The sequence below is a fragment of the Paenibacillus sp. MER TA 81-3 genome, assembly GCF_023713585.1.
In the GTDB taxonomy this organism is placed as follows: Bacteria; Bacillota; Bacilli; order Paenibacillales; family Paenibacillaceae; genus Paenibacillus_B; species Paenibacillus_B profundus.
The window spans coordinates 273043-291724 of the sequence record NZ_JAMAWB010000002.1; the positions used below are offsets into that span (position 1 = coordinate 273043).

Sequence of the window (18682 nt, forward strand, 5' to 3'; positions counted from 1 at the left end):
GAATCATCAAACGATCTGCTGGCAACTTTCGTCCCTTCGCCGTTAATTGCCTCAATCTCGTATGGAGCGTCGGCTGACGACGGTAGTACAACATACCAGAGCCTCTGACCTACCCCATAATCGATTAACTTGGCATTATATAGGGTGGCAAGGACTGAAACAAATGCAAATACACAAATCACGAATACTATATGTATAATTATCTAATTGCGGCATCATCGAATCAACAATTTTATGGTGATAACATCGGCTTCCTATTTAAACAAACTGGGCAGCCCCTCCAGGCTTTCAGCTTAGAAGGGCTGTCCTATGTTTTAATAAGTATCAGATGTTAAATACCCAAATGTGCACTCAAAGTCGAGCCTGCATATTCGCTTCTGAACAATCCTCTTTCAACCAGCTGCGGCATCAGTTTTTCAAAAAATATTTCCATCGATTGTTCTGAGCCGCCTGGAAGAGCTATAAAACCGTCAATCGCTCCAGCCTCAAATCGCTCAATAATATCGTTCGACACGTCCTCAACCGTTCCAACAGAAACCCAGTGAGCAGATCCGACGACCTCCGGCCTTGCCAATACCTCTTCTACTGTAGGCTGATAGTTTGTAATATATCGGCGCAACAGCTCAGCATGTGTCCGACTGCGGACTGGCTGATTCGGATCGGGGAGCATATCGGCAGTTACGCGATGATCCAAAGCAAAGCTGCTTAAATCAAGGCCCAGCACTGATTGGAGCGATGCATGTCTGCGCTCCACACTCAAATGTGCGTGTGCAGCCTTATGTAATTCATGCGCTTCCTCGCGAGTTTCAGCCAAGAAAAAATATAATCCAGGCAAAACTCTGATTGCGTCCGGATTGCGTCCATGTTCCTTGGCCCTTCTTCTCAGATCATTTCGTAATTCCACTCCCGACTCAAGGTCCGGCATCGCTGCAAAAATAGCATCCGCTACTGAAGAGGCGAAATTTCGTCCTATATCTGAAGCGCCTGCTTGAAATAACGGGATGGATCCCGATTTATGGGCAGGTAAAGTAAGCGGTCCCCGGACACTGAAAAACTCACCTGAATGATTAATGGAGGAAACCTTATCCGTATCAGAAAAGATGCCTGACTCACGGTCAATCACAATTGCTTCATTCGGGAAGCTATCCCATAGCTTGCGTACGACATCCGTAAATTCCATTGCTTTCGCATATCTTTCTTGCGGTGAAGGCATAGGTGAATCACCGAAATTTTCTGCGCCTTCTATTGAAGTTACGATATTCCAGCCAGCACGTCCGTTGCTGAGCCAATGCAACGACTGAAGCTGCCTTGCCACAACATATGGTGGATTAAAAGTAGTGGAGACAGTTGTAACCAGTCCAATCCGCTCGGTTTCACGAGCAATCGCCGCAAACATCATTGTAGGGTCTGGGCTGCCAAAATTAGCGGAATCGCCCAGCATCTGCGGGCTAACATAAAGATAATCCGCCTTGAAAAGAAAATCGAGCTTTGCCTTCTCCGCCATTTTTGCCAAATCAATGTAATAGTCAATTGACTCCATTTTTTCCACATTGCTGTCTGGGTGCCGCCAGCCGACTCCTTTCATCCAAGTTGCGGATAAGGATAATCCAATACATAATTGTCTATTTGTAGTCAATTCTACCAGCCTCCCTATATATAATAATAATTTTGCGCCTAGGAGATACTCCGATCCGTGCATGTTCAAAAAGACGAAACAGACCGATTGGTCATCAAAGACTTACGCCTCTCCACGGCATCAAACGCCCCAGTGATCATAATGCAACCCCAGAAATATTAGTAATGATTCTCATTATCAATATAAGTGTAGCAAGGACTAAAAAAAATGAAAATACACAAATCGCGAATGCTATATGTATGATTATCTAATCCAGGCTTGCTGTGTGGTTATTTATGATTATCTATTTTATGTGTGTATGCGGAGGGAGACACACCGAATTTCTTTTTAAATACTCTACTGAAATATAGCTGATTGGCATAACCGACACTGACAGCAATATCGCGGATGGGAAAATGGCCTGCTTTAAGTAATTCACTCGCTCTTTCCATACGATAATTAATGACATAGTCGATGGGACGGAACCCCGTATATTTGTGAAAGAAGTATGAGAAGCGTTTGGGACTCATTGCATGCAACTCAGCTAACTCGTCGAGTGTCAACGGATTCATATAATGCCCGTTAATGTATGCAATGGCCTCCTCTATCACCCTTTTACTTGGAAAACTGCCACTCTCCCGATACCTGCAACCCACCAGAACTTGATGCACGATGCTTAAGAATAATTCCTTGACACGAAGTTTCCCAATCCCTCCAAGTGTATGGGCATTCTGATGGAGCATGATCAGTAATTCTATCACTCTCGGATTTGCTCCCGGTTCAAGCTTGAAATGAGCGTCGCATTCATGACCTCTATTTTCATCACCTAACTTGTCCAATCGATAAAAAAGTGAATAGTACTCGAACTCTGATTGTCCTATAACTTGGGAGTCCAGTTGCATGCCTGGAGCCGCATGAAATACTGATCCTGGAAGTAATTCGTAGGCAGTTCCGTTCACACACATTTTAGCTTCTCCACGAATGATAAAAAGAAATCCATGCTTTACGGTCCTAAAGTCACGCAATATACTTTTCGGCTGGATGACTAAACGGTAGGCACCTTCTATATCACAGGAACCACTAGCAAATATCTCGGCTAATTTATCCAAATCTATCATTGTACTACACCTGCTTCCTATCTGGGTTACTTTCAATAATGCCAAACGATACATCTATTCCTCGGGGTGTCAGCCTCGCCGCTATCTCAGTCTAATTCTTCATTTTTCTTGAACATCAAAGGCTGAAATCTGTCGGCGTTTCCGTTCACCCTCCCATTCTGAATGATAGGGAGAATGGAGTGAAGTGAATAACTACTCATATAACGCCAAATATTGGGGCGCTACATAATCAGCTAACCACACCCCATTTTCAGCAAAATAAAATTCGACTCCATCCAACAACGCTTTGCTCGTATCAACCTGAATGATCACTAACTCGCCTCTTCTTTTACCGGCAATGATAGCGAAGTCCAGCTTTTCTGATAAATGAACATACTTTCTGCCCATAGGTTTGATCCCTTCGGTAAATATACGGTCCGCTGCTTTACTATTCGTCCCATGATATAGAACTTCGGGAGGCTGCAAAGCTTTATAGTTCAAACGCTCAGAGCTATGACCGTATTTAGCGCGAATATGTTCGCCCCTAATCTCGTAACGTTGTTTATCGCAATGGTTCACGACTAATTTAATATCCTCTTGTTCCACGCTGATCCATCTCTGTTCACTTCGGATCGCATGGAGCAAATCTTCAATCCTGCAATATCCGTGATGATCTAAGGATAAGCCGAATTCGTGAGGGGTGTGACGAAGTATTTTGCTCATAAACTTGCTTAGGCTCTGTTCTTCTTTTCTTGACAGCATAAAATCCCCACCTTTCGAAAAATTAGCTTTGAATGTTTTTTCATCAATAATCGTTCCTCCGAGGAATTTCCGCACTTCTTCATTCATATAAAGTTTTTTAACATCGTCATAATCACACATTTTTGTTGTTTAATTAGTCTGCATCTATTAGTTTCCACCACGTTTCCCTCCGCCTTTTATTGTAAAAGTTCATTTATATTGCTTTTCGATTTCTTGCTTTATATATAAATCTATTATTCCATGGGTTTTGTTCATGATGTTCAGAGAAATCACCATACGTATCCTTTGTTGCAGAAATGATTTCATTTAATGTCCCTAGCACACTTTTGTTATGTGATGTCGACATCGCCATCTGTTCATTCCAAATATCGTTATACCTGTTCACATCAATGCCGGGCACGGAACTTGTAACTCTTGTGCCCCTTCAACTCTCTTCCATTGGCATATTAACTTGCTTGACCTATTCTGCTACTCTAGCAATGTAAGTATGACCGATACAGAATTATCGACAAATGATCGTTCTGGACGGGATTTCATCATCACGGTAAGTCCGATTAATGACACAACGAGTGTCTGCGCTAAAGTTTTTGCGTTCTTCCCCTCTTCAAGCTCACCTGATCGGATACCTCTTTCAATCGTCTCTTGAAATATGGCCGCAAGATACATCTGATGTTCCCTTGTAAGGATTTCAAATTTCTCATCATGGGGTGCAAGCTCCACCATCGTATTGAGGCAAAAGCATCCCCGGTTGCAACCTTCATATTGCTCTGACACCATACCTTCAAAAAAAGCGCGGAATGATTCTTTTACAGATGGACTGGTTTGAAGTTTAGCTCGAACATAAGAAGCGTGGAAGCGCGTATATTTTCGCAGCGCGGCTTCGAATAATTCTTTTTTGTCTCCGAAGGCTGAATAAATGCTTGGCCGCTGAATGCCCATTGCGGTCGTCAGATCGGTTAGTGAAGTCGCATCGAACCCCTTCTTCCAAAAAATTTGCATAGCTGCGTCTAATGCCTTTTCCTCATCAAATTCCCTTGGCCGAACCATGACAACCCCTCTTTTCATATCGTTCAGTATGTTATGATTTTATTCTTTAAAAGATGCGTTGTCAACTTATGGGTATTCCTTTTCGTTTATTAATCCTCTTATAGAAAACAGTATTTCCCTATACTGACTTGCAAATAACTTCTTGACATGACCGGTTTTTCGAGTTAAATTTACCTACAAACATTATATACCGTTCAGTATATTATACTTATTAGTATATAACTAACAAATGATGATATGGGGAGTGTATAAAAATGGGGAAGCTTGAAGAAAAGGCAACCGTCTCTTCAATGCCGCGTTATGTGGCACTGTTGTTTGCAACCGCCTGCGGGCTGGCTGTCGCCAACATCTACTTCGCACAACCGCTGCTCGACACTTTAGCAAGTGAGTTCGGCATCGGCCATTCATCCGTTGGCATTGTCATTACCATCACGCAGATATGTTATGCGCTGGGACTGCTGCTGCTGGTGCCGCTCGGCGATCTTCTGAATCGGCGGCGGCTGATCGCCGGTCAAATGCTGCTGTCTGTGTTGGCTCTTATTGTGGTTGGCACCGCCGCCAACAGCACGATGCTGCTCATAGGCATGGCTGCGGTCGGACTGCTTGCAGTAGTGACGCAGACGCTTGTAGCGTTCGCGGCATCTTTAGCGGCTCCGGCCGAGCGCGGGCGAATAGTCGGGGTGGTGACAAGCGGAGTGGTAATCGGCATCCTGCTGGCGCGAACCGTTGCCGGCATATTGACCGATCTCGCGGGTTGGCGTTCGGTCTATCTCGTCTCTGCGGTGTTGACTCTTATAATGGCCAGCGCGTTGTTCCGTGTGCTTCCACATCATGAACCTGATCGAACGTCTCTGTCCTATCCGCAGCTGCTGCGCTCAGTTCTTATGCTATTTGCGCAAGAGCGAATCCTGCGCATCCGCGCCGTGCTCGCTCTGCTGATTTTTACCGCATTCAGCATATTGTGGACTTCGCTGGTGCTGCCTCTCAGCTCGCCGCCGCTGTCGCTATCGCATACCGAGATCGGAGCGTTTGGTCTCGCAGGCGTTGCCGGAGCATTGGCGGCGGCCCGGGCAGGCCGCCTCGCCGATAGAGGGTTAGGACAGCGGACCACCGGCGTTGCCCTGACGCTGCTGCTGGCATCATGGCTGCTCATCGGTTATACCGAACAATCGCTATCCGCTTTGATTATTGGTGTCATTATCCTTGACCTAGCAGTGCAAGCCGTGCATGTGACTAACCAGAGTATGATCTATGCGGTACGGCCTGAGGCACAGAGCCGCCTTACCGCAGGTTACATGATCTTCTATTCCATCGGCAGTGCCGCCGGTTCGATCGCATCGACCAACATGTACGCATTAGCCGGCTGGACCGGAGTGTGCCTGTTGGGTGCCGCGGTCAGTGCCTTCGCGCTCTTGTTCTGGGCATTAACCCGCCGGCGGCTGTCTTCAACATCGAAATAAATCAAGCACCATAGGTAACACATATTGTAATGTGAACCAATGAAGCACCCTAGAGATAGAATTATCTAGGGCGCTTCCTTTTCCATACGATACAGAGCAAACTACGAATATGGTTTGAAGTTAACCTAATTATTTATCTGCTCCAAAATATCAAATAACGCCTCGTTGAATTTCTCCTTCTGATCTATCATCGGAATGTGTCCCGCATCTGGAATCGAATAAAATAGCTTGAGCGGCGCTGCTATTTTCGGAAAAAATTGTTTTGCAATGGATAGGGTGTTTGCCAGTCTCGTTCACCCTGGATATAAAAGACAGGTATTTCATATTCTGTGCCCAGTGATGGCAGATCGAACGATTCCATCAGAAATTCCATAATTTGACGCTGACCTTTGCTGGTAATTCCAGTGCGGAAAAAGCATCTCACGTCCCTGAGTCTATTAAATGGTGAACAGAACCCGTTTACCACTAAATCTAATGTAGCTCCAGCCGCTAATTATATTTGCTTTGATATCTTCGAACCCTTGCAAGCTTTTTGAGCATTTCATTATTGAGATTCAAGCGGCGGGTATAATCTTCTTTTTGTTATATTTACATTTTAAATATTCCACGACTTCATAAGTATCCTGAATCGTCTGCTCAACGGTCGTTGTCGGACCAACGCAGGGTCTAGATGGTATAACTCCTTCACCATATCCGCTTGCAGTTCTATTAACGCGGGTTGCTCCACTTGTGCAATCATCTGATCGGCCATTTCTTTCGCAGGCAGCGTTGCTTCAATCGGTGTTTCCTTGTTACTGGAACAGGCACTAAGCACCAAGCTTAATATGATTGTCAACATAAGAATGAAGTTATGTTTTTTCATTCTGTGCACTCTACTTAGTGTGTTTGTTTTAATTTCTCAGGCCTATCGATGTATGGAGTTTATAAAAAGTTTCACTAAATATATATTTCCCAGTTTTTGTGCAAACATAAAAAAACTCAAGCCGGATTTTAGCCTGAGTTTTCTATCATATTCATTCCGATCAATAATTACTTGAAAGAAGCATATCCTTCATCAGCCATCACAACACTGCCATTGATAGCGCTTGCTTCTTCTAATGAAATCAAATACACGGTATCTGCTACTTGTTCAGGTTGCGTCAATTTATTGCCCATGACCTTGGCTTTCATCGAATCTACTAAACCATTATCCTTGTATCCTTGAATAATTGGCGTATCTACTGCTCCTGGCGCAACTGCCACAACACGAATTCCATAGGCAACTAACTCGAGCGCTGCTGATTTGGTCATCATAATAACGGCCCCTTTTGTTGCATGGTAGGCAAAAGTTCCAGGTGACGCTAAGAATCCAAACACAGATGCTGTATTAATAATGACGCCTTTAATGCCCAATTCTCTCATTTTTCGGCCTGCTGCAATAATTCCGTAGGCTACTCCATGTTGGTTCACATTAACTACGCTATGATAATCATTCAAATTTTGATCCAGCACGGGCGTCACGCGTCCGATGCCGGCATTATTAAACATGACGTCGATTCTTCCGAATGTCTCGACCGCTTTTTCCACTAATGCTTCTACATCTTCAAGTTTGGATACATCCGTTTTGACGAAGATCGCTTCCCCGCCCTCCGCCTTAATCAACTCGACGGTTTCATTTCCTGTTTCTTCGTTAAAATCTGCGACAACGACTCGATCGCCTTTACTCGCAAATTTTAAAGCCGTATGTCTTCCGATCCCGCTGGCTCCACCCGTAATGACGGCAACTCTTTTAATTGAAGTCATCTCTTGTTCCTCCCTTATCTTACATTTCTCAGTTTTTTGTTCTATAGTGAGTATAATCACTGACAGCAAATATTCTTTTATGTTCTTATTGTAGCATCGCTTTCTATTAACTAAAATTTACATATATTAAATTATAGTTAAGAAATACTTAAGAGGAGGTGTGAACACATGAATCTTGAACAATTGGAATACATCGTTGAAGTGGCAAAAACCGGTTCTCTAACGAAGGCTGCGCAAAATTCCCACGTCACCCTCTCGGCGATTAGCCAATCGATATCCTTGCTCGAATCGGAGTTAGCGTTAAGTTTATTCAACCGCTCGCGCGGCTTGGGAGCTGTCCCGACGCCGGAGGGCAAGGCTATCATCAGCAAAGCCAGTGAAGTATTATTGAAAATAAATGAGCTCAGAGAAGAAGCCCAATCATATAGCAATGCCTTAAGCGGACAATTGAGAATAGCCACGATACCCGGGCCCATGCATTTGCTGGTGGGCGTCGTATCGAATTTCAAGCGGGATTTTCCCAATGTCAAAATCGAAATATTCGAAAAGGGGCCTAAGGAAATATTAAATCTAATGAAGCACGACAAAATTGATATCGGGTTAATCGCTCTATCCGAAAATCTAATAGAAAAACATCATACTCTATCCTTTGAACGATTGCTGGAAGGGAAAATAGTCGTCGGGGTAAATAAACAGTCGCCTCTTTTGCTGGAGAAAACGATAACGCCAGAAAAGTTAGTGGGGCAAACGTTAGTTTTGTATGATGATGAGCACATTCGTGAATTCATGACACAGTTTATCTCTACATATGGGGACGTTGACATTCTTTTTATCAGCAACAATACGCAGGCTATCCAAAATGCGGTCACAGAAGGGTTAGCGCTTACCATTGGACTTGATTATTCGTTCAAAAGCGATGGACCGCATATTATTCCCTTAGAGCTGGAATCACCAAATACCGAGCCCCTTTATTACGGATGGGTGCTGCCTGAAGAGAAGCACGCTTCTCAGGTTTCCAAGAGATTTCTTAACAGGCTTAAATTCGAATTGTAATTTTCGATGAACTCGAAAGGGATCATATTTCAGAGGGCACCGCTAATAAAATAAACGTTTCCTTTTTTGACGGCCGGCAGATCGCGCCAGATCGGTTCGGAAATCATCCCTTCGATATACTTCTTCTGGAAAACGATTAATTGCAGGCCTTTCAACAATTTTAGTATCAATTAACATACGCTGCCAAGTACTTCTCTCCACTCTCCCTCTTGTTCAGAGAGGCATCCCTTTCGTTGCTAAGGTTAACTTTGGTTGCGTGTCTCTAGTAACATCGCTTCTCAGACGATACAGCAACATCACCGTTAGTTCACATCGTCTGGCGCTTGAGCATGCGCGAATGTTGTTGTTACTGATCGAAAGGGAGAGTGGCCGGAAGCGTCGAATGGATAAGCAGTTATTCTATCCATATCCATGTTGAACACGTACACGCAGGAAAGACTGGCGGTAATTTAGTGCTGTCCCGTCAGCCAAGCAGCGATTTCCTCCGTCTGCGACAGAACCGCAATCGGATCAAAGTACCAAGAACGTTCCTCTTTCCATACGTACACGCGATTGTTTTTGACCGCATCAAGCGTAGCCCAGATCGGGTCGGCTTTAATATCCTCCAAGGTGCGGTCGTTAGACGTCAGGATGATATAGTCGCCGGCATATCGCGGCAATAACTCATTGGACAACTCCGCCCACTGCTTATCAAAAATTTCCGCCGCGATATGGGCAGGCGGTTTGAAGCCCAGCGCCTGATATACGGCTTGTCCACCCCGTCCGAAATTGTCGCCGTAAACATAGGTCGACTTGTTCGTCAACTCAAAGATAGAAAACGTCGCGTCGGACGGTACTGCTTTCCCTACACTTTCTCTTGCAGCGGCAATACGGCGATCGTATTCGGCAAGCCAAGCTTCCGCTTCCTTTTCTTTGCCCAGCAGCTTGCCGAAGTAGGTCAACTCTTCATGCGCGTTCTTTAATTCACCATAGGGAACAGAAACAGTAGGGGCGATTATGGATAATTGCTCATATCTGCTTTGGTCGGGTGTCGCCCCAGTCACTATCAGATCCGGCTGCAACTCGATCACCTTTTCCAAAGATCCATTCACATCGCCAATATCCTCCACGTCCTTGAGAGCCTCGGCGAAATACGGATTTTTCCGGTGCAGTCCGGGCGTTCCAATCGGAGTGATGCCGAGCGCAATGAAACTGCCTAAATATTGATCCGCTACAATGCGCTTGGGATTAACAGGGATGTCTATTTCACCGTTAATCGTCGATACCACTTTGGTTTGCAGGTTATCGGAAGTCTGGCCGGAATTGGATTGGGCCGAACTTTGCGGTGCAGACACCGAATTTGAGGGCGATCGCTCCCCCCCGGTTGACGTGCTCGTGTTCGAAGCGCCCCCAGAGCAAGCGTTGAGCAGCAATGCGAGGCAAAGCAATAATGTTGCCGCAGCAGTTGACTTGGATTGTCTGTACATCGGTATATCTCCCACTCTCTCGTATTGATAACGATTATCATCATCGATATAACGCCGAAATCTTCGAACAACAATGGAGGATCGAATGATTGTAGAGGGATTATCTTCTGCTTTGCGCTGCCCCGATTCCCTGGCTCTAAACCGGGCAGGCGAAATCCCCCTGTACTTTTTGAAAAGCCGGCCAAAATAATAAGGATCCTTATATCCCACGCTTTCAGCAATTTCGCGCAAGGTCGCATCCGTTTCCACCAACAGGCTTGCCGCCATATCGATCCGTATCCGAATCAAATACTCGATCGGGCTGTATCCGGTACTCTTTTTGAACAAAGCCGATACATGCGGAACGCTGTAGTTCAGGCTTTCTGCAAGCGACTCTAAAGTGATCGTCTCCGAATAATGCTCCTGGATGTACATGATCGCTTGAGCAGCAAGATCCGGCTCTTTCATATCAATCCCTTGTCTATGAAGCTGCTGCAATATACTGCAGACGAATTGATAAAACAACGATTTCACCTGGAACTGCTCCATCTGCCCTGACTGTCTCCATTCCTGATCCATTAATTTAACTTTGTGAAAAAGTGAAAGCGGGTAGTTCGGTGAAAAACTGTATTGCGTATGAAACGGACTGTTCCTCTCCATTAGGCTCACCATGTCCTGACGACTTGGAAGCGGAATCGATGCTTTATAGAAAATCATATAATATTCAAATTCTTCTTCTGTCAGGAAAATGTCCAGGTATGCCCCTTTGCCGCTGTGCATCACTTGAAATCGCTTTATGATATATTCCATGCCGTCCAGCCGCACTTGGGCGCCACCGCGCGTCGCAAGCAGAAACACACTGGCCGGCAGCCTGTAAGAACGCAAGGCTTCGCCTGTTCTCATCATCGTATGGCGCACATCCAGCACCGTAATGGAAGCATGATTCCACAGCAATATATGGTCATTTTCGATCATCGTGTCCATTCAACCCTCTCCGATTCAATTCCCGCTGCTTCAATAACCATTATAAACGATAATGATTCTCACTAACAACCGAAGGTGCGGGAACGACGAAAAACCCTTGCAAAGCAAGGGAAATGCTTCTTGGAAACCGCTCATTTAGCGGCTTGCTGCACACCTAGACTCCGTAGGAGCCGCACAGCCGTATTATAATGTGCTTAAAGATTTTATGATTGCATCAGTATACCTATTGAATTTACTTTGATCAAATAATCTAAAGTACAGACTTCTTAATAAACATTTCGTATTTCCTTTTAAAATATCATCTTCGGGAAACCTTCCATTCTTATTTATCAAACCTAGACTGTTTATCCATTCAATACATATATCTTCTTCAATTATTTCACGATTTATAATAGTCTTCACGACAGTGACCATTCTTTCATCTTCTTCATTAATATATAAGTATTTGTCTATACATATTTTGTTCTGTATGATATGCAGGATATCGAGAAGATCAACATGATTGAGAGATGGTAAGGTTGAAATAGAATTCAAACCGTCGGCAGCATGTGCAATGGCATGAGCCCAGCCCTTCCCAGTCACATACCCTCTTAAATCATTCTCAAGCTCTACATATAGAATCAATCTTTCTTTCATATAACTGATTTCATTTTCAGTTAAATAGTTGGATTGTTTATGGGCATATACGGCCAGTGGCACGATTAATACAGAGAAAGAACGAGTAAAAACTGTATCCGTCTCCGTCTCGCCTATCCCGCAAAAAAGGTGACTATCACTAAGGCTAATCTGTAATAAACTTCGCATTTGCTCTGGTGTAAATTCATTATTTTCAAACCATTTACACAGCGTGGAATAGATGAGCTTATCTCGAAGCTCAGCATCAACGGTTCCGATTTGAGTCATCATCTCTAATGCCAATTCGAATGCGGATATTTCTTTAGGAACCTTGTACTGTTCTTGCCTAATCTGCAAAAGAAGATTTTTAATAGAATTCCTGCTTTTCATATATTCTCCTCTCTTTCTTCGCACTTCGCAGGGTTGCCTGCTGAATTCGCATTCCAATCGTCCTTCAACATCCCGTAGACAACATGATCAACATAATGATCATAGAGCCATTCAGCTCGTCTGACTGTACCTTCATTAACAAAATGGAGTCTTTCAGGGATTACCCTGCTCTTCGAATTTAATACAGCTGCCCTGATCTCTACTCTGTCAGCATATCGCTTTTCAAGTATCTTCAATTGAATATCATCACTTATCTTATGACTAAACATAGGCTTCCTCCATATCATATATTTTGTATACGATCAATTTATTTGTCACTCGGATAGTAACTCCGTAGCTCAATAATATTTATTAGTGTACTGGCAACGACTGGCCTTGTCTACAGAAAAAAAGGGTCATGATTCCTTTAGTGGGAATACGACCCTTTTTGTCTCGACCATTGGAATGTGTCCAATAACTTAGCAAAGTTCTGAATTAGTTCATGTATCAAAATGGGATCAAGCTTGTCCAGAGCCTTTTATTTCGAATGGTGGATCGACGGTTTTCGCTTTAAACATTCATTTACTTGTTCCGTTATCAAAATGCGGACGGCTATGCGACCAACAGGATCGCCAGATGAAATGTCTATGAGCGGGCAGCGAGCTTTGCCAATGCCATTAGAACCGCACCGTGCGATGCATCTTTTTTGGCAGTTATGCACTTCAGGTCTGGATAGCGCTGTGTCAGCATGTCTGCAAAAGCAGTCTGCACATAGGTGTTGTTGAGCAGAACGCTTCCTGCCATCGCAAGGGTTCCAGCCTGCAGGGACAGCTTCTCTACAACGGGAACTATCAGTTCGAACAAGGAACAAGCGCTTTTTTTCGCAATCGACAGAGCCGCTTCATCACCGAGCGCGCAAGCGCGTGACAGGAGCGGAGCCAAGGCCGCTATGTCCTTTTTATTGGTGCGTTTGTCATACACAAAACCAATAATCTGCTGAACCGATTCCAATTGAAGCTGCTCATACACCATACCAGTGATTGGTGTTGCGGGTATACGCCCGTCATGCGCGCGCACCAAAGCTGAAATGAGTTCCCGACCGATACTGTAACCGCTGCCCTCATCATCAATGAGGTGACCACAACCGCCAGTGCGATGAGAACGGCCGGATTCATTTTTGCCATAACAGATAGACCCGGTCCCCGCAATGAGAATAATACCGTATTCGCTATCATGCGCGCCGCACAGCGCCGTTTCTTGATCGCCCGTAATGAATAATCCTCCTTGATACCCGCATGCTCGGACACTCGCTTCCAGGCGGGTAATGACCGTTGGATTGCTAACACCAGCCGCACCGATGCAGACTTGAGCGCAACGATCCAATCCCCCGCATACCTTGGCTATCGTTTCGAATATTTCTCGCAAGCTGCTTCGGATACTGGCCTCGTCCTGCCCATTATAGTTAATCGCGCCGGATGTAAAGGCGTGCACGGCCACTCCCTTCTCGTCCGCCACGGTTACGGCGGTTTTCGTGCCGCCGCCATCCAGTCCTGCCACATATCTCAACATAGGCTCACATCCTTCCTCTACCCTGTGCGGCTCATTGGAACACGAACTATTCATATAGATGATATTGTTGCTTCATGTGAGCAAACTCCCGACTCTCTTCACGGAATTGCTCCAACAAAGCCGGAACATCTACGGATTCATTCCGATATAGCTTATCTCCGCATAACAAATCAATAAAAGGTCTGGAATTCTCCTTTAGCGGCGGCAAAAAAGTAAACAATTCATAGTTACGCTTGATGGCATACATCAGCATGACCCCTGTTTCCAAAGGCTGAAACGAACGGTTATCGATCACATGAAGTTGCACGCCACTGCATTGTTCTCCCTGAAACTTAGAAAAAGAAGGCTTGAAATAAACGGGGCGGAATATGACCCCGGGCAGCTTCTGACTGTTCATTTCATCTGCTAGTCTCTCAGCATTGATAAATGGGGCCCCGATGATTTCAAAGGGAGCTGTCGTTCCTCTGCCTTCAGAAATGTTGGTGCCCTCGAATAAGCAGGTGCCTGAATACAACAATGCCGTGTCGAACCGCGGAATTCCCAAGGAGGGCATTACCCATGGACGCCCGGTATCGGGGAATTGCATCTTCCGCTCCCAACCGTCACAACGCACGACATGCAGCTTGCAATTCCAATTCATCTGCTCGTTCGCCATCGTCGCCACCTCGCCGGCTGTCAGACCGTAACGCACACATAGCGGATAATTGCCGACAAAAGATTGATAGCCCGGCTTTAATATATTTCCTTCTACCGTCACTCCATCCAATGGATTGAGCCGGTCCAATACGACGAATTCCTTCCCCGCTTTAGCACAGTCTTCCAATGCGTACAACATCGTGTAAATAAAGGTATAATACCGGACCCCCACATCCTGAATATCGTATACGACCATATCTACTTCATCCAGCATGTCTGGACTTAATCGTTTGGAATCCTTACGATACAAGCTATACACTGGCACCCCCGTAATAGGGTCCAAATAAGTATCTACCTGAGCTCCTGCAGCTTGATCGCCACGTACGCCATGTTCTGGTGAAAATAGAGCGACCAAGTTGAAATTCTCATGCATAATTTGGATCGTAGCTACAAAGTCATCGTTTAATCCGGTCGGTGCCGTAATCAGCCCTAATCGTTTTCCTTTGAACAGATGAGTATACTGTCCAATACAATCAATACCGTTTCGGATCATAGGTGCCTCCCATCATTCGTTTGCAATTTGCAAAATGACTGTAACGATGCGTAGTTACAGTCATTTGTTGTTATAATTCAGTTTTAAGCACACGCATGCTTTCTTCTGGAACCATGAAGGTTTCCGCATATTCCTTTCTTGCTTCAATGCCGCGAACTCGAACTAAATGCTTGTAGTATTCCAGATAAGGGAAGGAAGCGCTGCCTGTCACGAACCAGTGCAAGGACACTGCCTTAACCCACAGATCATAGGCTTCTCTGGAGAAATCTACATAAACATAAGGCTTGTAGTCAACTGCGTCCTCCCAGTTCTCCGCATAATAGAGTCTGGAAGCGAAGAACGCAGGAAGCTCCCGTTGGAACGAAGCTAAGCCGGCAAAAAAGCGTGCGTCATTGACGATGCGGTGTGTCGTCATATGATCCTTGTGCATGCTGTTCTTGAAATGGGTGATAATGATATTGGGACGTACTTGGCGAATGACATCACACACTTTCAGACGCATCTCTTCGCTATCCTGCAGTTCTCCATCCGGTATGTCGAATACGATGGCTTCGCCGCCCAGCATCTCTGCAAACCCTTTGGCCTCGTTCACCTTCTGCTCACGGTATTCCGCCATATCTCTGCCCGCGGGAACCCCGCGCTCACCTGCTGTCAACGCTAATGTTACAATACGGTCTCCTTTAAGAGAATGGCTTGCCAACACTCCGCCTGCCGTCAGCTCCATATCTCCCACATGACCACCGATGGCTAAAATCGTAACTTTTTGCTCGCTCATAACTAAAACTCCTTTCTCATAACAGAAAATTGTTTTACGGTCTGAAAGCCAGCCTTCTCATAGATACGCATTGCAGGATTCGTGCTTCCGGTATAAAGGGACATATACTCGGTTCCAATACGCCGAAATGCCTCACATAGTGTAAAGAATAGAATCGTTCCCAGACCATGCCCCTCATGAGCAGGGCTTACGCCGATACCAGAGAAATAGCCGCGCCCGTTCTCCTGTCGAATGACCGGACCGGCAAACCCGACGAGCTTGCCTTGATGGGCCGCAATCACCACAGGCACACCGTCTGAAGCAGCTTGCCCGATTTCCCTCTTCCACAGAGGATTATCCAATTCGCGCAGCATTTCATCTACGCCGTAGTGTTTGACCCGGTCGAACTGTTCCACCCGGTAACCGTCAGCAGCCGCTTTTTCCTCCTTGGCTCTTATGTCTTCCGGAATGGCGAAGGAAGCCAGATTCAAATACATGGCACATTCTTTTGCACGCTCTATATACCCCTGACTGAGCAGAAATTTATATAACATACTATTTAACGGCACACCTGGCGCGTTATTATGCTCATGCTTCGGGGTACCTGGTATATACCAAGGCAACATCATCGGGTTAAAAAACAACATATCTGCTTGCTTTTTACCCAATGCTTGAAAGCGACGCTCTATAGCATCTAACATCATCGTGTAGTTATCGTTGGTTTTCCAGTCATGGGCTAACACAATACAGGTGATATATCCAGCCGCGTCCCCGAGAGGCAGGTCATCTCCTGTACACCCGCAGGCAAACCCTCTAACCTGGTCGGATTCCAGTAAGATAAACGTATTATCCCTGTCAAAATAAGGACTCGACAAAAAAATATTTTCGAAGCTTTTTGCCGTTAACTCTTTGTATCCTTCTTGCACGGCTTCTTCGTTCCATACAGCAATGACCTCATCCATATACTGCCGATCCCAAGCAACGAGCATGATGATGTGACACCTCCCACATGTATGCCGGACATATACCTGTATCGCAACGATGAAGGCGCAAGGTTAGATGCGCAGGGTGTGTTAGCCTTTTACCGCACCTACGGTTACGCCCTTCAGGAAATACTTTTGCAAGCTGAAGAAGAGAATAAACATAGGCAAAGCAGAGATAGTCGCACCTGCCATCATCGGCGCAAAATAAGTCGTGTTAGCGAATCTAAAGTTTTTAAGACCTACTTGAATCGTCTGCATATCCATCGTATTCGTTACCAAGAATGGCCAGAAGAACGTATTCCAGCTATCCATGAATGTAAGAATCGCCATCACGGCCAGAACGGTCTTGGATAACGGCAGAATGATTCTGAAATATACTTGAAACTGATTGCAGCCCTCGATCTTCGCACATTCCAGAACTTCAGTAGGAATGCTGCTCATGAACTGTTTAGCAAGAAAAATATTATATACGGTAACGAGACCCGGCAAAATCAATGCGCTATACGTATTCTGAATTTGGAATATGTTCACAATCAGAATGTACAACGGCACTTGTGTAACCTGATACGGAATCATCATCGCGATCAACAACAACGTAAACAGCGCCGTTCTGCCCTTAAATCGAATTTTGGAGAATGCGTATCCGGCCATGCTCGCAAAGAACACATTGGAAACCGTGACTACACTCGCCACAAACAATGAGTTTAAGAGCCAGCGCAATGAATATTCGCTATAATCAAAGAAGAATTTGTACGATTCCAAAGATATCTTGGTCGGAATAAGCGAGTAGCTCATCGCCCCGGCTTCGACGGGATCCCCAAAGGAGGAAATAATCATAAAATAGATAGGGAAGATCGTTGCCAAAGCAAAAAGCAAAAGTATGATAATAATGACAGCGTTTCTAATATATTTCGCTGCCACATGTCCGGTATGATCGTTATAGAGTGACATCGTCGGTTTCTCTCCTTTCCTCAATATTCCACGTCTTTGCCCAAAAATTTAAATTGAACCAATGAGATTACACCAATAATCAAGGCCAAAACCAGGGATTGTGCCGCAGCTTTGCCGAATTCAAAATATTTGAAAGCGTTATTAAAAATTAGCAAACCCACCATTGTAGTCGCGTTGTCCGGACCGCCGCCCGTCATCAGGTAAGCGTTCTGGAACACTTGGAAAGAACCGATGACACCAGTCACTAACAGAAATAACGTCGTTGGTTTCAGACAAGGAATAACGATGTACCACAACTTCTTAATAAATGAAGCTCCATCCAATTCCGCTGCCTCATAATAACTATCATCAATGCCAAGCAGTGCCGCCAAATAAATAATAATGCTCGTGCCATGACTGGATAGCCAGGACATAAGAACCAATGAGAACATAGACGTAGAGCTTGATCCGAGCCAGTTCTGGTTGTTTATGCCGAAAAAGCCAAGTACCTGATTGAGAATGCCGGTTGGCATCGGATCGAAAATCCAAAGCCATACGACAGATAATGCAACGCCTGACGCAACGGCCGGCAAGTAATAGATTGCCTTGAACGTCGTCTGCAGCTTCTTATTCAACGGCAAAATAAGAATAGCCACGCCAAATGAAATAATCAAAGCAACGGGAACCGTTAGAATCGTATACACAACCGTATTTACCATCGATTTCCAAAATAGAGAATATTTGAAGGATTCAATATAATTGTCAAATCCAACAAAGGTAGAACCGAGCGGTTTGTAGTCCTGAAAACTGATAATAAAAGCACTGACGACCGGATATGCAGTAAACACCGCGAATACAACTAAGGCAACTGCGATAAACGCATATCCCCAACCTCCATCACCTTTAATTCTCCGTTTCTTTAACGGTTTAGCTAATTGGGTCATATTGCGAAACCCCTTTCAATACTCAGTCTCACATACATTTTCGGATAGTCGCATGAACATGTATGCGACTATCCGAAGCAAACA

General features: G+C 45.0%; 16 protein-coding genes and 1 pseudogene. 2 read left to right on the top strand and 15 right to left on the bottom strand.

What is annotated here, in order from left to right; all coding sequences use genetic code 11:
- Positions 1 to 331: 331 nt before the first annotated feature.
- From M3650_RS03545 to M3650_RS03560, 4 genes are all read right to left on the bottom strand, one after another.
- Positions 332 to 1636 (bottom strand): NtaA/DmoA family FMN-dependent monooxygenase, encoded by a 1305-nt coding sequence (locus tag M3650_RS03545; RefSeq protein ID WP_251572424.1) that lies wholly within the window; start codon positions 1634 to 1636, stop codon positions 332 to 334.
- A gap of 269 nt (positions 1637 to 1905) precedes the next feature.
- Positions 1906 to 2733 carry a helix-turn-helix transcriptional regulator gene (locus M3650_RS03550; protein WP_251572426.1) on the bottom strand — a complete coding sequence of 276 codons (828 nt, stop codon included), beginning with the start codon at positions 2731 to 2733 and terminating at the stop codon, positions 1906 to 1908.
- A gap of 192 nt (positions 2734 to 2925) precedes the next feature.
- Positions 2926 to 3474 (bottom strand): RNA 2'-phosphotransferase, encoded by a 549-nt coding sequence (locus M3650_RS03555; RefSeq protein WP_251572746.1) that lies wholly within the window; start codon positions 3472 to 3474, stop codon positions 2926 to 2928.
- Between the two features lie 468 nt (positions 3475 to 3942).
- Positions 3943 to 4521 (bottom strand): TetR/AcrR family transcriptional regulator, encoded by a 579-nt coding sequence (locus M3650_RS03560; protein ID WP_251572427.1) that lies wholly within the window; start codon positions 4519 to 4521, stop codon positions 3943 to 3945.
- 254 nt (positions 4522 to 4775) lie between these two features.
- Here M3650_RS03560 and M3650_RS03565 point away from each other — a divergent pair, with 254 nt between their 5' ends.
- Positions 4776 to 5981 carry an MFS transporter gene (locus tag M3650_RS03565; RefSeq protein WP_251572429.1) on the top strand — a complete coding sequence of 402 codons (1206 nt, stop codon included), beginning with the start codon at positions 4776 to 4778 and terminating at the stop codon, positions 5979 to 5981.
- Positions 5982 to 6576: 595 nt separating this feature from the next.
- On the opposite strand, the gene M3650_RS03570 is transcribed toward M3650_RS03565, so the two are convergent.
- Positions 6577 to 6843 (bottom strand): hypothetical protein, encoded by a 267-nt coding sequence (locus M3650_RS03570; protein ID WP_251572431.1) that lies wholly within the window; start codon positions 6841 to 6843, stop codon positions 6577 to 6579.
- A gap of 167 nt (positions 6844 to 7010) precedes the next feature.
- Positions 7011 to 7763 carry an SDR family NAD(P)-dependent oxidoreductase gene (locus M3650_RS03575; protein WP_251572433.1) on the bottom strand — a complete coding sequence of 251 codons (753 nt, stop codon included), beginning with the start codon at positions 7761 to 7763 and terminating at the stop codon, positions 7011 to 7013.
- A 168-nt stretch (positions 7764 to 7931) separates the two neighbouring features.
- On the opposite strand from M3650_RS03575, the gene M3650_RS03580 reads away from it, so the two are divergent.
- Positions 7932 to 8816, top strand: coding sequence for a LysR family transcriptional regulator (locus M3650_RS03580; RefSeq protein WP_251572435.1), 885 nt, complete (start codon positions 7932 to 7934; stop codon positions 8814 to 8816).
- A gap of 449 nt (positions 8817 to 9265) precedes the next feature.
- Here M3650_RS03580 and M3650_RS03585 read toward each other — a convergent pair whose 3' ends face one another.
- The 9 genes and pseudogenes from M3650_RS03585 to M3650_RS03625 all read right to left on the bottom strand — a co-directional run bounded on the left by M3650_RS03585 (position 9266) and on the right by M3650_RS03625 (position 18598).
- On the bottom strand, positions 9266 to 11245 hold the full coding sequence (locus M3650_RS03585) for an AraC family transcriptional regulator (RefSeq protein WP_251572437.1): 1980 nt from the start codon (positions 11243 to 11245) through the stop codon (positions 9266 to 9268).
- A gap of 183 nt (positions 11246 to 11428) precedes the next feature.
- The gene (locus M3650_RS03590) at positions 11429 to 12250 is read right to left on the bottom strand and encodes a DUF2785 domain-containing protein (protein ID WP_251572439.1); all 822 of its coding nucleotides are present in this window, start codon (positions 12248 to 12250) and stop codon (positions 11429 to 11431) included.
- Positions 12247 to 12456 (bottom strand): annotated as a pseudogene (locus tag M3650_RS03595) (GNAT family N-acetyltransferase); the annotation flags it as partial. The gene M3650_RS03590 and the pseudogene M3650_RS03595, both read right to left, overlap by 4 nt.
- A 418-nt stretch (positions 12457 to 12874) precedes the next feature.
- Positions 12875 to 13795: an N-acetylglucosamine kinase gene (locus tag M3650_RS03600; RefSeq protein WP_251572748.1), complete on the bottom strand. Its 921-nt coding sequence runs from the start codon at positions 13793 to 13795 to the stop codon at positions 12875 to 12877.
- Between the two features lie 49 nt (positions 13796 to 13844).
- On the bottom strand, positions 13845 to 14987 hold the full coding sequence (locus M3650_RS03605; RefSeq protein WP_251572441.1) for an exo-beta-N-acetylmuramidase NamZ family protein: 1143 nt from the start codon (positions 14985 to 14987) through the stop codon (positions 13845 to 13847).
- 70 nt (positions 14988 to 15057) lie between these two features.
- Positions 15058 to 15762: a PIG-L deacetylase family protein gene (locus M3650_RS03610; protein WP_019419895.1), complete on the bottom strand. Its 705-nt coding sequence runs from the start codon at positions 15760 to 15762 to the stop codon at positions 15058 to 15060.
- A gap of 2 nt (positions 15763 to 15764) precedes the next feature.
- On the bottom strand, positions 15765 to 16730 hold the full coding sequence (locus M3650_RS03615; RefSeq protein ID WP_251572444.1) for a GNAT family N-acetyltransferase: 966 nt from the start codon (positions 16728 to 16730) through the stop codon (positions 15765 to 15767).
- 84 nt (positions 16731 to 16814) lie between these two features.
- Positions 16815 to 17675: a carbohydrate ABC transporter permease gene (locus M3650_RS03620; protein ID WP_251572446.1), complete on the bottom strand. Its 861-nt coding sequence runs from the start codon at positions 17673 to 17675 to the stop codon at positions 16815 to 16817.
- A gap of 20 nt (positions 17676 to 17695) precedes the next feature.
- A complete protein-coding gene (locus M3650_RS03625) occupies positions 17696 to 18598 on the bottom strand; it encodes a carbohydrate ABC transporter permease (protein WP_251572447.1) in 903 nt (300 codons plus the stop codon).
- Between the last annotated feature and the right edge of the window lie 84 nt (positions 18599 to 18682).

What these genes read in the sequence shown, in the direction of transcription:
- M3650_RS03550 (WP_251572426.1), bottom strand. Translation starts at nt 2,733, where the DNA reads ATGATAGATTTGGATAAATTAGCCGAGATATTTGCTAGTGGTTCCTGT.
- M3650_RS03555 (WP_251572746.1), bottom strand. Translation starts at nt 3,474, where the DNA reads ATGCTGTCAAGAAAAGAAGAACAGAGCCTAAGCAAGTTTATGAGCAAA.
- M3650_RS03560 (WP_251572427.1), bottom strand. Translation starts at nt 4,521, where the DNA reads ATGGTTCGGCCAAGGGAATTTGATGAGGAAAAGGCATTAGACGCAGCT.
- M3650_RS03565 (WP_251572429.1), top strand. Translation starts at nt 4,776, where the DNA reads ATGGGGAAGCTTGAAGAAAAGGCAACCGTCTCTTCAATGCCGCGTTAT.
- M3650_RS03570 (WP_251572431.1), bottom strand. Translation starts at nt 6,843, where the DNA reads ATGAAAAAACATAACTTCATTCTTATGTTGACAATCATATTAAGCTTG.
- M3650_RS03575 (WP_251572433.1), bottom strand. Translation starts at nt 7,763, where the DNA reads ATGACTTCAATTAAAAGAGTTGCCGTCATTACGGGTGGAGCCAGCGGG.
- M3650_RS03580 (WP_251572435.1), top strand. Translation starts at nt 7,932, where the DNA reads ATGAATCTTGAACAATTGGAATACATCGTTGAAGTGGCAAAAACCGGT.
- M3650_RS03585 (WP_251572437.1), bottom strand. Translation starts at nt 11,245, where the DNA reads ATGGACACGATGATCGAAAATGACCATATATTGCTGTGGAATCATGCT.
- M3650_RS03590 (WP_251572439.1), bottom strand. Translation starts at nt 12,250, where the DNA reads ATGAAAAGCAGGAATTCTATTAAAAATCTTCTTTTGCAGATTAGGCAA.
- M3650_RS03605 (WP_251572441.1), bottom strand. Translation starts at nt 14,987, where the DNA reads ATGATCCGAAACGGTATTGATTGTATTGGACAGTATACTCATCTGTTC.
- M3650_RS03610 (WP_019419895.1), bottom strand. Translation starts at nt 15,762, where the DNA reads ATGAGCGAGCAAAAAGTTACGATTTTAGCCATCGGTGGTCATGTGGGA.
- M3650_RS03615 (WP_251572444.1), bottom strand. Translation starts at nt 16,730, where the DNA reads ATGCTCGTTGCTTGGGATCGGCAGTATATGGATGAGGTCATTGCTGTA.
- M3650_RS03620 (WP_251572446.1), bottom strand. Translation starts at nt 17,675, where the DNA reads ATGTCACTCTATAACGATCATACCGGACATGTGGCAGCGAAATATATT.
- M3650_RS03625 (WP_251572447.1), bottom strand. Translation starts at nt 18,598, where the DNA reads ATGACCCAATTAGCTAAACCGTTAAAGAAACGGAGAATTAAAGGTGAT.